Source organism: Clostridium sp. Marseille-Q2269 (assembly GCF_943736985.1).
In the GTDB taxonomy this organism is placed as follows: Bacteria; Bacillota; Clostridia; order Clostridiales; family Clostridiaceae; genus Clostridium_F.
The window spans coordinates 34,634-48,336 of record NZ_CALSFS010000002.1 but is presented as its reverse complement, the minus strand read 5'-3'; the positions used below and the strand labels follow the sequence as shown (position 1 = coordinate 48,336).

Annotated in this window: 10 protein-coding genes and 1 riboswitch; of the genes, 1 reads left to right on the top strand and 9 read right to left on the bottom strand. The window is 29.1% G+C overall.

All coding sequences use genetic code 11. The features are described 5' to 3' along the window. Positions 1-228 precede the first annotated feature (228 nt). On the top strand, positions 229-1,122 hold the full coding sequence (locus tag NGI68_RS04160; protein WP_251860235.1) for an MBL fold metallo-hydrolase: 894 nt from the start codon (positions 229-231) through the stop codon (positions 1,120-1,122). Positions 1,123-1,981: 859 nt separating this feature from the next. Here the strand turns inward: NGI68_RS04160 and NGI68_RS04155 are convergent. From NGI68_RS04155 to xdh, 9 genes are all read right to left on the bottom strand, one after another. Beyond that, positions 1,982-2,386 carry an HNH endonuclease signature motif containing protein gene (locus NGI68_RS04155; protein ID WP_251860234.1) on the bottom strand — a complete coding sequence of 135 codons (405 nt, stop codon included), beginning with the start codon at positions 2,384-2,386 and terminating at the stop codon, positions 1,982-1,984. 298 nt (positions 2,387-2,684) lie between these two features. Then, a complete protein-coding gene (gene purD, locus NGI68_RS04150; RefSeq protein ID WP_251860233.1) occupies positions 2,685-3,926 on the bottom strand; it encodes a phosphoribosylamine--glycine ligase in 1,242 nt (413 codons plus the stop codon). Positions 3,927-4,023: 97 nt separating this feature from the next. Then, complete coding sequence (purH, locus tag NGI68_RS04145; RefSeq protein WP_251860584.1) at positions 4,024-5,523, bottom strand: bifunctional phosphoribosylaminoimidazolecarboxamide formyltransferase/IMP cyclohydrolase; 1,500 nt, start codon at positions 5,521-5,523, stop codon at positions 4,024-4,026. Positions 5,524-5,722: 199 nt separating this feature from the next. Beyond that, entirely contained in the window at positions 5,723-6,343 is a 621-nt protein-coding gene (gene purN, locus NGI68_RS04140) for a phosphoribosylglycinamide formyltransferase (RefSeq protein WP_251860232.1), read from the bottom strand. A 137-nt stretch (positions 6,344-6,480) separates the two neighbouring features. Then, positions 6,481-7,476 carry a phosphoribosylformylglycinamidine cyclo-ligase gene (gene purM, locus NGI68_RS04135; protein WP_251860231.1) on the bottom strand — a complete coding sequence of 332 codons (996 nt, stop codon included), beginning with the start codon at positions 7,474-7,476 and terminating at the stop codon, positions 6,481-6,483. Between the two features lie 167 nt (positions 7,477-7,643). After that, entirely contained in the window at positions 7,644-9,086 is a 1,443-nt protein-coding gene (purF, locus tag NGI68_RS04130; RefSeq protein ID WP_251860230.1) for an amidophosphoribosyltransferase, read from the bottom strand. A gap of 95 nt (positions 9,087-9,181) precedes the next feature. Further along, positions 9,182-9,886 (bottom strand): phosphoribosylaminoimidazolesuccinocarboxamide synthase, encoded by a 705-nt coding sequence (gene purC, locus NGI68_RS04125; protein WP_251860229.1) that lies wholly within the window; start codon positions 9,884-9,886, stop codon positions 9,182-9,184. Continuing rightward, entirely contained in the window at positions 9,886-10,365 is a 480-nt protein-coding gene (gene purE, locus NGI68_RS04120; RefSeq protein WP_251860228.1) for a 5-(carboxyamino)imidazole ribonucleotide mutase, read from the bottom strand. Before purE ends, purC begins: the two co-directional genes overlap by 1 nt. A 91-nt stretch (positions 10,366-10,456) precedes the next feature. Further along, a riboswitch (purine riboswitch) is annotated at positions 10,457-10,558 on the bottom strand. Between the two features lie 409 nt (positions 10,559-10,967). Then, on the bottom strand, positions 10,968-13,523 hold the full coding sequence (gene xdh, locus NGI68_RS04115; protein ID WP_251860227.1) for a selenium-dependent xanthine dehydrogenase: 2,556 nt from the start codon (positions 13,521-13,523) through the stop codon (positions 10,968-10,970). Positions 13,524-13,703: the final 180 nt, after the last annotated feature.

Genomic DNA, 13,703 nt, shown 5'->3' with positions numbered 1-13,703 from the left:
CAGTAATATTCACTCAAAGTTTAACTTAGCAAAATATGATTCCTAGAGCTACTTTAACTATCGCAATAGATTATGTTATTATTATTTTGAAAGGCTTATATTTTAGATTTAAAATGAACATATTAATAAACAATTTTTTAAAATTGTGTTAATCTAAAATATATCTAATAATATATATATTACTAATTAATTATTTAATAACAATTATTTTACCAAGGAAGTGATCTTATGAAACTTACTAAAATTAAAGGAAACTCTTACTACATAGACTTTCCTACCAATATTGGAGTGTATACTTTTAAAAATAAAAATTGTTTATTAATTGATACAGGTAAAAATAAATATGATGGAAAAAAAATAGAGGAAGTTTTACTTAAAAATGGTCTTCATCCAAAATATATAGTAAATACACACAATCATCTAGACCATTGTGGAGGAAATATTTTATTTAAAGAAAACTATCCTGGATGCATAACTTATACGTCTTTTAAAGAAAAATTGTTTATGGAAAATCAAAATTTAAATGTTGCTATGCTATTTTCAGCATCACCAATAAAGCTTTTACATAAAAGCCACAAAAATATAGATGTTGATTACATATTAGATTATGGTATAAATAAAATTAATGATGAAAAATTTGAAATTATAAGTCTTAAAGGGCATTCTCCAGAACAAATAGGACTTATAACCCCTGAAAAAGTATGCTTTTTAGGTGATAGTATTTTTAGTGATGAAACAATAGAAAAATACTCATTTCCATATTATTATGATTTAAAAGAATCTATAGAAACCTTAGATATAATAAAAAATATAGAAGCTGATTATTTCGTTATAAGTCATTGTAATAAAGTATTAGAAAAAAATGAAATTCTCAATCTAGTAAATAAAAATAAAGAGAATATAAAAAATAATATAAATATAATTTTAGATCTCTTAGATGAACCTTTAACCAAAGAGGATATATTAGAAAATCTAGTAATACTAGAAGAATTAAAATTAAGCTTTAACCAATATCACTTATATTTAGGAGCATTAAGTGCATTTATAACTTATCTTTTTGATAAGAATCTTATTAATTATTCCATAGAAGATGGTAAGCTTTATTATTTTAAAAAATTATAAGTAAAACTACTAAATCATATGTTGTACAACATAATAAAATTACGACTTAACACCTTTTAAAGCATAAAAATTAAAACAGGGAATATTTTTAGTCAATAGATGGCTATAAAAATAAAGAATACTAATATTTGTATCCTAAGATTTAAGCTAACGGTCTAATGCCACGTCCTGTGGCAACTAGTCCTAAGTAAACGTCCTGTTTACTTTACGCTTAAATCTTAGTTTACAAATAAAGTATTCTAATTATTTTTCTAGATATCTATTTTTCCTAAAAGTATTCCTTGTTTTAATCCATTTAAAGACTGTTATATAAATTTTCAGTTTCATATAAATATTTTAAATTTAAATATAAAACAATTGGCGTAGCCAGGAAATTGATCATACGAATTTTTATTGCTAATGCATAAATATTTAGTATAAAAATTAACATATGTAAATTTTATGAATGATATACTTACTCCGCATGCTACGCATGAATTTTCTAACGAAAATTTTTTTAAAGCCCTTTCTTTTAATGAAAAAATAATTGCAGATTTTACGTAACAAAGAGGAGTAAAATCCTCCTTTTGCACTTCCTATTCCACAGAAAATTACGTTTAAATAGTTATACTATCTTTCCTTAGATTAAAAAATTGGGATATGTGGTGTAAAAGGCATTTGAACAAAATTAGAGATTCTCATTTGTTTTCCCAAAATATATGTATATTCCAAATTATTGTTTGAGCGTTCAGCGAGTTATAATTTGAAATTATATATTTTAAGGAAAAACAAATTAGAATCTCTTATTGAAGTGAATTGCCTTTCAAGCCACATATCCCTTTTTTAATCTAAGGTAGTAACCTTTTACGTCGCAATTTTCTTATATTACACCTAATGCTATAAATTCTTGGCAATGAAATAAATTGTACTCATTATAATGTTTTTTTCCCATAAGTTTATATATTATATCTTTAGATTTATAACCTTCTTTATATAATTTCAAATCTTGTACTATTTTTTTGCATTTGTTTTTATTTATATTTAATATATGCTGAATACTATTGAAAGAATAATATTCTTTTATAAATAACTTTTCCAATGTATTTTGTAATTCTAGTTTATAACTTACATCTATATTATGATCTTTATGAGGACTGTGTTTTCCTCTATGATGTCTTCCACATAAATATTTATAATTTATTTCTAAATCCATTCCGCCTTCACATTTATGAATTATATGATGTATTTCAGCTCCTTCTCTGCCACATACCTCACATTTGGGCAAAATATCTTCACTCCTTATAAATAAAATATCTTAATAATATTATACCATAAATAGCATTATAGATAATTTGAAATTAATTGTATTTTTGTAAATTGAATTCAATTATTTTATCTAGTGTTTTCAGATTATAATTTCTAATATTCTTTATTGAAGGCTTTTAACAATATTAATTTAAGTTCTTCAAATGAAATAAGATATGAACATGGTATAAGTTATTTACTAGTTAAACTTAATTTTTTTAAAGCTAACAGCAGCAGATACATATAAACAAAACTCCTTTATATGTATCTGCTCTTTATTATTTACCTATATCTTTTCTGTAATATATACCTTCAAAATCGATCTTTTCCATATTTTCATACGCCTTATTTATACTTTCATCTAAAGTTTTTCCTATGGCTTGAGTACACAATACTCTTCCCCCATTAGTTACTATGTGGTTATGTTCTAATTTAACGCCTGCTCCAAATACACCTTCTAGATTTTCTATTCCTTTTATTAAAAATCCTTTTTCATAATTTTCAGGATATCCTTTAGATACTGCTACAACACAAGTAGAATATGCTTTTTTCCATACTATATTTGTAGATTTTAATTCTTTATTCATTGCTTTCATTATTAAATCCAATAAATCACTTTCCATTAAAGGAAGAACAGCTTCTGTTTCTGGATCTCCCATTCTTAAATTATATTCTAAAAGATATGGTCCTTTTTTAGTTAGCATTATTCCAAAAAAAATTATACCTGAAAATTTCAGTTGCTCTTTCTCTAATCCCCTTAATGTTGGTTGTAATATATTTTCATTAAAATCTTTTAATACCTCTTTTGTACAATAAGAATTTGGAGCAACAACTCCCATGCCACCCGTATTAGGGCCTAGTCCTCCATCATATATTTGCTTATGATCCTTTGAAGATATAAAAGGTATTATAGTTTCTCCATCTGTTATAGATAATATTGAAGCTTCTGGCCCCTCTAAAAAATCCTCTATAACAACTTTTTTACCTGCTCCTTTAAATTTGTCTTTAATCATAAATTCTTCTAAGGTCTTCTTGCTTTCTTCAAAAGATTTACTTATAACAACACCTTTTCCTGCTGCTAATCCATCTGCTTTTATTACAACTGGATGCTCAACGCTTTCTAAGTAATTTAAAGCTTCTTTTTCTTCTTGAAACACTTCATAAGATGCAGTTTTTATATTATATTTTTTCATAAAATCTTTTGCAAATGCCTTGCTTCCTTCTAATAAAGCTGTTTTTTTATCTGGTCCAAATATGTTAAGTCCATTTTCTTTAAATAAATCTACTATTCCTTCCATTAAAGGAATCTCTGGTCCTACAATAGTTAAATCTATGTTATTTTTTAAAGCAAATGTTAACAGTTCTTCAGTATCAGAGATATTAACATTTTCACACTTATACTCTAGCTCAGTGCAACCATTCCCAGGAGCACAAAATATTTTTTCCACTAAAGGATTCTTACCAATTTTCCATGCTATAGCATGCTCTCTTCCCCCTGAGCCAATTATTAATATTTTCATGCTTTTTACCCCTTTAACATATTTAATTCTTATGCATTAATTTATACAACACTTAGACAAGTCATTTAAAAATACACTTATATAGAAATATCTAAATCTAATGTTTAAAGTGTCTTATTCCTGTGAATACCATAGCAATACCATTTTCATTGCATTCCTTTATAGATTCTTCATCTCTTATAGATCCACCTGGTTGAATTATAGCCTTTATTCCCCATTTTGCTGCTTCTTCTACTACATCTTTAAATGGGAAGAAAGCATCTGAAGCTAAAACTGCACCATGTCCTGCTCTATCTAAAGCTTCTTTTGCTGCCCATATTCTATTTACTTGGCCTGCTCCAACACCTGTTGCCATGCCATCTTTAACTACTACAATTGCATTAGATTTTACATACTTAACTACCTTCATACCAAATATAAGATCTTTCATCTCTTTATCTGTTGGATATTTCTCTGTAACTACTTTTGTATCATCTAATAATTTATTGTCTCCCTGCTGCACTAGTATTCCACCATCTACTTTTGCCATATCCTTTTCCTCTGTAGATTTTTCTTCACATTTTATAACCCTTAGATTTTTCTTTTTCTTTAATACTTCTAGAGCTTCTTCATCAAAATCCGGTGCTACAACTATTTCTAAAAATATCTTTGAAAGCTTTTCTGCTGTTTCTTTATCTACAGTTGTATTAAAAGCAACTATTCCACCGAATATAGATACAGGATCACATTCATAAGCCTTAGTGTAAACTTCTTCTAATGTTTCTCCTATTGCCACACCACAAGGTGTATTGTGCTTTAATGCACAACAAGCTACTTCTTCAAATTCACAAACAGTTTTCCAAGCTATATCCATATCTTTTATGTTATTATAAGATAGCTCTTTCCCATTTAATTTTTCAAAATTTTTCATGGGGTATTTTCCAACAGTAGATGTGTAATAAGCTGCTGTTTGATGCGGATTTTCTCCGTATCTTAAATCCATATTCTTTTTATAAGATAGAGTTAAATATTCTGGGTATTCCTCATCTAATAAGAAATTACTTATAGCTGCATCATAAGCTGACATTAGATTAAAAACTTTCCCTGCTAATTTTTTTCTAGTTTTTATACTAACTTCATTACTTTCTTCTATCTCATTTATTACATTTTCATAATCCTTTGTATCTGTTAACACTACTACATCTCTAAAATTTTTAGCCGCTGCTCTTATCATAGTAGGTCCACCAATATCTATAAATTCTACTTTTTCGTCAAAATTTAAATCTTCCTGTACCTTATTAAAAAATGGATATAAATTAACCACTACCATATCTATAGGCTTAATTCCTTTTTTCTCTATGACCCTCATATGTTCTTCATTATCTCTTATGGCCAATATACCTCCATGAATTAAAGGATTTAATGTTTTCACTCTTCCATCTAACATTTCGGGAAAATTTGTTACTTCTTCTATATCTATTACTTTTATTCCATTTTCTCTTAAATGTTTGTAAGTTCCACCTGTAGATATTATTTCTACACCTTTATTCTCCAAAAATTTTGCTAAATCTAAAACACCTGTTTTATCAAATACACTTATTAATGCTCTTTTTATCAATTTAACTCCCCCAATTTTAATGGTTTTATTATTTATATTTATTTCATAAGGAATTGCCACCAATACATCATCTTTTAAAGAAAACATATAAGTGGCACTATTTTAATGTGTAAATTGCAAACTTTAATATATAAATAATCCAATTATCCTAATAAGATTTTCATTCTTATATGTTAAAGTAATACTTTTAAATTTTATATTATAGGCCTTTATTTATTAAAACTTTTCTTCCTTGCAACTTTACTGTTCCTTCACTTATAAGTTTTACAGCTTCAGGTAATGCTATATGTTCTTTTTCTAAAACTCTTCTTTGTAATAATTCTGGTGTATCATCTTCAAATACTGGTACTGATTTTTGTATTATTATAGGGCCACTATCTGTACCTTCATCTACAAAATGAACAGTGCATCCAGATAATTTCACTCCATATTCTAAAGCTTTCTCATGCACTTTTATGCCATACATTCCATTTCCAGAAAAGCTTGGTATTAGTGAAGGATGAATGTTTATTATTTTATTTTCAAATTTATTTATTAAATCCCCATTTAATATAGACAACCATCCTGCTAAAACTATTAGATCTACCTTTCCATATAAACATTCACATATTTTATTAGATAGACCATTTTTATATACTTTTCTATCTAAAATTAAAGTTTCAATTCCCTTTTTTTCTGCTCTTTCTATAGCATAAATATTAGGTCTATCTCCTATAAATATCTCTATTTTACAATTTTTTATGTATCCATCTTCTATTTTATCTATTATAGATTGAAGATTGCTTCCACCTCCAGAGGCAAGCACTGCAATTTTAAACATGTTATTCTCCTCTAATATAAATAAAAATTTTTCTATATATTCTATAAATAATTAATTCCCCAACTAATTATTTTAAAACTAAATATAATCTACTCCAAATTTTTATTATAAATTGTTTACCTATGTGCTATGATTTTTTAAATCAATTCCACAGATTTATTTCCTTTTTTAACATACCCTATTTTATAAGCCGTTTCTCCCATTTCTATCAGATCTTTTATTATATCTTCAGCATCTTTTTCATCTACACACAGTACAAAACCAATCCCCATATTAAAAGTGTTGTACATCTGATTTTCTTCAATCCCTAGGCTCATTAGATAATTGAATATGCTTGGCATTGGGTAAGATTTTTTATTTATAACTGCTGTAAAATCCTCTTTAAACATTCTTGGTATGTTTTCATAAAAACCTCCCCCAGTTACATGAGCCATACCTTTTACATTATATTTCTCTAAAAGTTTTATTACAGGTTTTACATATATTTTTGTAGGAGTTAAAAGAGTACTGCCTATTTTTTCTCCTTCAAAATCTTTATGTAAATCTTCTACTAGTTTTCTTATAAGAGAATATCCATTGCTATGTGGTCCTGATGATGCTATTCCTATTAATATATCACCATGTTGTATTTTGCTTCCATCTATTATTTCATCTTTTTCTGCTAATCCTACAGCAAAACCAGCTATATCATATTCCCCATCTTTATAAAATCCTGGCATTTCTGCTGTTTCTCCACCTATTAATGCACATTCTCCTTGTACACACCCATTACTAACCCCTTCTACGAGCTGACCTGCAACTTCTGCCTCTAATTTTCCACAGGCAATATAATCCAAGAAAAATAATGGCTTAGCTCCATGACATAATATGTCATTTACACACATAGCTACACAGTCTATACCAACTGTATTATATTTTCCCATTCTAAATGCTATATCCAATTTAGTTCCAACCCCATCAGTACCTGATACTAGAACAGGATTTTTATACTTAGGAAGTTCAAACATACCTGCAAAACTTCCTAAATTATTTAGTACTCCTTTTGTAAATGTCTTTGAAGCATGTTTTTTTATAAGATCTACAGATTTATAGCCTTCTTCTATATTAACTCCCGCTTCTTTATAAGATACCATGAATAACATTCCCTTCTTTGTATTACTAGTTATTCTACAAATTTAAAAAACTATGTTAAATTTAGTATAACTTTGAGATGATTAAAAAATAATCATTTAAATATAAATCAATTTTAGTGCCACCCATTAATCAGTTTTTTTACGCAAATTTACACTACTTAAATTATCTATTCCAAACTATCTTTAGCCATTTCTATAGGAGCTGATATAGGATATATACCATTAAAGCATCCCAAACAAAAACCTTTATCTTTATTAAGTGTTTCTACCAATCCTTCCATGCTTATATATGCTAAGCTATCTGCCCCTATTTTTTCTCTTATTTCTTCAGCACCTAGATGAGCTCCTATTAAATCCTTTCTATAAGGAGTATCTATTCCAAAATAACATGGATATTTAACCATTGGTGATGATACTCTAAAATGTACTTCTTTTGCTCCAGCTTTTCTTAATATTTGTACCAATCTTTTACTAGTAGTTCCCCTAACTATTGAATCATCTATTATTACTACTCTTTTTCCATCTACATTTATTTTAAGTGGATTTAACTTTACAGATACAGCTCTTTCTCTTAATTCTTGAGAAGGTGATATAAATGTTCTTCCTACATATTTATTTTTTATGAATCCTATACCATAAGGTATTTGGGAAGCCTCTGCATAACCAACTGCCGCTGCTATACCTGAATCCGGAACGCCTATAACTATATCTGCTTTAACTGGGTGTTCTTTATAAAGCATTCTTCCTGCTCTAACTCTTGATTCATAAACATTTATATCATCCATAGTACTATCCGGTCTTGCAAAATATATATACTCAAAGGAGCATGTCTGGCATTTTGTCTTTTCTGCAAACTTAATTGAATTTATTCCACTGTCATCTATAATAATTATTTCCCCAGGTTCTACATCTCTTATAAATTCTCCCCCTATGCAATCAAAAGCACAGCTTTCTGAACTCAACAAATAATCATCACCAATTTTGCCCAAACACATAGGCCTTATGCCATGTGGATCTCTTGCTCCTATTAGCTTATCTTTTGTAAGTATAACAATAGCATAAGAACCTTTAATAGCTTGTATGGCATCAACCACTGCTTTATCAATTCCCTTTTTAGCACTTCTTGCTATTAAATTTAATAATACTTCTGTATCTATAGATGTTTGAAAAATACATCCACCATCCTCTAGAAGTTCTCTTATTACTGCAGCGTTAACTAAATTGCCATTATGTGCTATGGCAATAGATCCTAGCTTATAAGTGCCTACTATAGGTTGTGCATTATCAGATTTACTAGCTCCTGTTGTGGAATATCTAACATGCCCTATAGCAGAATTTCCCCTAAGCTCTTCTATAATTTCCTTGCTAAAAACATCTGATACAAGACCCATATCTTTGTGATATTTAAACTTTTCTCTATCAGATACAACTATACCTGCACTTTCTTGTCCTCTATGTTGAAGAGCATATAGTCCATAGTAAGTCATCTCTGCTACTCTAGAATCTTCATTTTTAGAAAATACTCCAAATACACCACATTCTTCCTTAAACTTATCTTGTTCTAAATCAAAGGGCATATTATCACTTAAATCATCTAACATATAGCACATACTCTTTTTACTCCCTACCTAGTTTCTATTTTTAAAATTAAGCATTTTATAAATTATTTTAAACTGTCAACAAATTAATTTTCACCTATAAATCTCTAATTATTAATTCTTTTTAATATTTCCATATAAGCTTCTTTTACATTCCCCATATCTCTTCTAAATCTATCTTTATCTAATTTTTCTCTCGTACTCTTATCCCACAATCTGCAAGTATCTGGTGATATTTCGTCTGCCAAAAGAAGTTCTCCATTAAATCTTCCTATTTCTATTTTAAAATCAACTAAAATTATTCCTTGTTCATCAAAAAATTCTTTTAAAGTGTTATTTACTTTTTCTGCTATGAAATACATTTCTTTTAATTCTTCAAAAGTTGTAAGCCCTATTGCCACTGCATGATGATCATTTATAAGTGGATCATTTAAATCATCATTTTTATAACTTATTTCAAATACAGTAGTATCTAACTTTCTTCCTTCTGAAAGACCTAATCTTTTTGCCATGCTTCCTGCTGCTATATTTCTAACTATAACCTCTAGTGGAACTATTTCTACTTTCTTACAAAGTTGTTCTCTTTCATTTATCTTTTCTATGAAATGTGTTTTTACACCTTTTTTTTCTAAAAGTTCAAATAACATTGAGGTTATAGAGTTATTCATAACTCCCTTATCTTCAATAGCACCCTTTTTTTCCCCATTAAAAGCTGTGGCATCATCTTTATAATAAACAATAACTGTATCCTTATCATATGTTCCAAATATTTTTTTAGCTTTTCCTTCATATAACATATCCTTTTTTTCCATTATAACTCCACTCCCTCTTTATTATCATTTATAAATTTTTCTTTCATAGATTTTCTATACTGTACTAGTTTTTGTTTTAGATCTTCATACTTTAAAGATAAAATTTGTGCCGCAAGCATGCCTGCATTGTAGCTATTATTTATTCCTACTGTAGCTACAGGTATAGATTTAGGCATTTGAACTATTGATAAAAGTGAATCCATTCCTCCAACTGCAGCCTCTATAGGAACCCCTATAACAGGAAGAACAGTGTGGGAAGCTATAACACCAGGTAGATGTGCCGCAAGCCCAGCTCCAGCAATTATACATTCGTAACCTTCATTTTCTAGTTCTTTAATTGTATCCATCAATTTTTCTGGTACTCTATGTGCTGAAAGTATATATGCTTTATATTCTATATTAAACTCTTTTAGAGCTTTAGCTGATCCTTTCATTTTATCAGTATCAGATTGACTTCCAAAGATAATGGCTACTTTCATGTATTAATCCTCCTTAATATTTAAATATAAAAAAAATTCCGCAAAGATTCATATGGAGAATCCTAGAGCGGAACTTAAGCGCACTGCTAAAGCATAGCTAAGATTCATCCATAGACAGGAAATTTATGGTCTCCTCGTAGAAACTCTCAAACCTTATTATTGAGATTATATGGATGATATATTTCTTTATTATATGTACTCATGGTAACATATATTTCTTAATAAATCAATCTGTTTTTATAATATCATTCGTATTTATTTGATTTTTTATCATATTTTTTATAATATAATTCGTAATGGTGCGAATATTATAGATTATCCTGAATTTCTAATATCTTTATAATATATGTATATTTCATCCTGAATTTCTAATATCTTTATAATATATGTATATTTCATATTGAATATATATAATAATTTCTTAATAAATAACATTAAAAAACAGATTAGATTTTATTTAATATAAAAAAACTAAAGTACACTTATAAATCAAATAATGGATTTATAAGTGTACTTTTATATATTCACTGTTGAAATTAAATTTATTTATACATACTCACTGTTTAAATCAAATCTATCTTTTCATATTTTTCTATAAGTAATTACTTTTTTCTTCTATAAGCCGTATTCTCTAGAGGAAGTTTAGTTCTGAATTCACCATCAAACTTTAAGTAAGCTCCTTGAGATGCAGGTGCTGTTGGTATGGTTGTAATTTCTCCTATTCCTTTTGCACCATAAGCTAAGTCATTTGTATTCTTTTCAATTATTATAGGTTCAATTTCAGGTATATCCGTAGCTCTAAATAAACCTAATGTTCCGAATTTAGCAGTTGGAACAGATTTATTTAATGGATAATCCTCTGTAAATGCATATCCAAGTCCCATAACTATTCCACCTTCAATCTGACCTTCCACATTAGTAACATTTATAGCTTTTCCCACGTCATGAGCTGCAATAACTTTGTCTACTTTTCCATCTTTATTAAGTATAACCACCTGTGTTGCATATCCATAAGCCACATGACTTACTGGATTTTTCTTTTTTGAATTAATAGGATCCGTAATTCCTTCATATTGACCATAAAACTCTTCTCCTTCACATTCTTTTAATGTTTTAGTTAAAAGTCTATCTTTAAGCTTTAGTGCCGCTATTTTTGTAGCTTCTCCAGTAAATACTGTCTGCCTTGAGGCTGTAGTTGTACCTGAATTTGGAGTTCTAAATGTATCTGGTGGATCTAATACTACATAACTTGGCAATATATTTGTAGTTTCACATACTATCTGTGTGAGAATTGTTCCTAGCCCTTGACCTATGCACGCAGCACTAGTTTTTATATGCACTTTTCCATTTAGTACTTCTAAATCGCATCTACCTATATCAGGAATACCAACACCAACACCTGAATTCTTCATACAACATGCTATACCTGCATATTTACTGTTTTCATATATATCCTTTACAGCTAATATAGTCTCTTTAATTGCTGTACCTTTATCAGCAATTTGTCCATTAGGAAGTGCTTGTCCTGGTTCTATAGCATTTTTAAATCTTATTTCCCATGGAGATATACCTACTTTTTCAGCTAAAAGATTTAAATTACTTTCTGATGCAAAAACTGATTGAGTTACTCCAAAACCTCTAAAAGCTCCTGCTGGAGGATTGTTTGTATACACAGCAGTACCTTTTATCTGTACATTGGGACATCTATATGGTCCCGCTGCATGAGTACAAGCTCTTTGAAGTACTGGTCCTCCTAAAGATGCATATGCTCCGGTATCTGCTATAATATCTGCTTTAAATGCAGTTAAATTCCCATTTTCATCACAAGCTGTAGTAATAGACATCTCCATGGCATGTCTTTTAGGATGGATTTTCATACTTTCTTTACGGGTTAACGTTATTTTCACAGGTTTTTTAATAATGAAAGCAAGAAGAGAAGCATGATGTTGTACACTCATATCTTCCTTTCCACCAAAACCTCCTCCAACATATTTGCTAATACACCTTACTTTTTCTTTTGGCAATCCTAAAAGCTCAGAAATTTCTCTTTGCTCATCATATATACCTTGGCTTCCTGTATAAATGGTCACTCCATCTCCATCTGGCATAGCTAATGCACTTTCTGGTTCTAAAAAAGCATGTTCTGTAAAAGGAGTGGAATAATGATTAGTAACAACATATTTAGAACTATTTATTGCATCATCTACATTACCTCTATTAACTTTTTCTACTGTTAATACATTCCCATTTGAATGAATTTTGGGCGCTCCATCTACCATTGCCATTTTAGGATTACAAAGTGGCTCTAACTCCTCATACTCTACCTTTATAAGATTAAGTATTTCTCTCACAGCTTTTTTACTTTTTGCTGCAACCAAAGCTACTGCATCACCAACATATCTTGTTTCTTCACCTATACCTATCATAGCTGGCCAATCTTTTACAATATGCCCTATAAATCTATTTCCCGGGATATCTTTTGCAGTAAGAACTGCCTCAACCTGTGGATGTTTTAAAGCTTCACTTATATCAATACTTTTTACTAAAGCTCTAGGATATTCAGATCTCAGGGCAGAACCGTAAATCATACCTTCTATTTTTATATCATCCACATATTTTCCTATACCTAAAATCTTATCTTTTGCATCTATTCTCGGAATATTTTCTCCTATCTTTCCTTTATATTCTTCATCATATGAAATTTCACCATTTCTAAATGCTTCTGCAGCCATTTCAATGGCTTTTATTATCTTAACATATCCTGTACATCTACATACATTTCCTCTAATAGCATTCTTAATTTCCTTTTTATTTGGATTTAAATTTTTATCTAAAAGAGATTTTGCACTTATTATCATCCCTGGTATACAGAATCCACACTGAACTGCTCCAGCTTTAGAAAAAGCCCATGTGAAAACCTTTTCTTCAAATTCTGTTAATCCCTCTACAGTCTTAACCTCTTTACCATGTGCCTTTGCAGTTGTAAATATACATGCTCTGACAGCCTTGCCATCAACCAGTATCATACAAGCTCCACATGCACCCTCTGCACATCCATTTTTTACTGAAGTTAGATCTTCATAATCTCTTAAGTATTCCAGTAAATTAATGTCCTCTGCAACAGATACATTTTTTCCATTTAATATAAATTCATACATAATTATTACCCCCACATATTTATGTACTGACAAATATCTCATTTCATAAGTATATAAACAACAACTATTCTAAAAATATAATTAAGAAATGGAGATAAATGCTCTCCATTTCTCAATTTATTTTTGTTTTTTAGAATATATTAATCTTCTTAAGTTTATGTGAGCATATTATTTTATTAT

What these genes read in the sequence shown, in the direction of transcription:
- purN (WP_251860232.1), bottom strand. Translation starts at nt 6,343, where the DNA reads ATGTTTAAAATTGCAGTGCTTGCCTCTGGAGGTGGAAGCAATCTTCAA.
- purC (WP_251860229.1), bottom strand. Translation starts at nt 9,886, where the DNA reads ATGGAAAAAAAGGATATGTTATATGAAGGAAAAGCTAAAAAAATATTT.
- xdh (WP_251860227.1), bottom strand. Translation starts at nt 13,523, where the DNA reads ATGTATGAATTTATATTAAATGGAAAAAATGTATCTGTTGCAGAGGAC.
- purE (WP_251860228.1), bottom strand. Translation starts at nt 10,365, where the DNA reads ATGAAAGTAGCCATTATCTTTGGAAGTCAATCTGATACTGATAAAATG.
- NGI68_RS04160 (WP_251860235.1), top strand. Translation starts at nt 229, where the DNA reads ATGAAACTTACTAAAATTAAAGGAAACTCTTACTACATAGACTTTCCT.
- purM (WP_251860231.1), bottom strand. Translation starts at nt 7,476, where the DNA reads ATGGTATCTTATAAAGAAGCGGGAGTTAATATAGAAGAAGGCTATAAA.
- purD (WP_251860233.1), bottom strand. Translation starts at nt 3,926, where the DNA reads ATGAAAATATTAATAATTGGCTCAGGGGGAAGAGAGCATGCTATAGCA.
- purF (WP_251860230.1), bottom strand. Translation starts at nt 9,086, where the DNA reads ATGTGCTATATGTTAGATGATTTAAGTGATAATATGCCCTTTGATTTA.